This window comes from Halomonas sp. ND22Bw (assembly GCF_003011945.1).
Classification (GTDB): Bacteria; Pseudomonadota; Gammaproteobacteria; order Pseudomonadales; family Halomonadaceae; genus Halomonas; species Halomonas halophila.
Genome location: NZ_PXWD01000199.1, coordinates 1 through 430, shown reverse-complemented (window position 1 = coordinate 430; position 430 = coordinate 1). Strand labels below are relative to the sequence as shown.

At 63.7% G+C, this 430-nt stretch carries 1 protein-coding gene; it reads right to left on the bottom strand.

The window, feature by feature from the left end; translation table 11 throughout:
- Nucleotides 1-213: 213 nt before the first annotated feature.
- Nucleotides 214-430: DUF3606 domain-containing protein (locus CVH10_RS17670; RefSeq protein WP_219924764.1), on the bottom strand; the 217-nt coding region annotated here is incomplete at its 5' end.

The following is a 430-nucleotide window of genomic DNA, read 5'->3' as shown; positions in this document are numbered from 1 at the left end:
GAATCCTAGGGAAGAAAAGCGTCTGCGTGCATAGCAGCGACGGAACCGCCCCTCTTTGGGCGAGCGGGCGGCGCGTATCGCAGACCTGTCCCGAGGCTGGGCGGCATATAGAAGCCCCTGCGCCAAAGTCAAGTATTCATGGTTTTTGCGCGCGGTCCAGCGGAGAGAAGCGGGCTGGTCCCGATCGACGGTTCGACTGATCGGCGGCGTCGATCAGCGCTTCTTGCCCAGTTCGGCGGCGATGTCCTTGGTCATGCGGCCGACCTTGCGGTGGGCAGCGGTGATCTGATCGCGCGTCACGCCCCAGCGTTTCATCCAGTATTCGACGGCCTGACGTTCGGACAGGTCCAGCCGGTCCTTATCGATGAAGCCGCGCTTGTCCCTCAGTCCCGCCACGGGCGATCTCCATCTCAGTCTGGGTGCGGCGCAC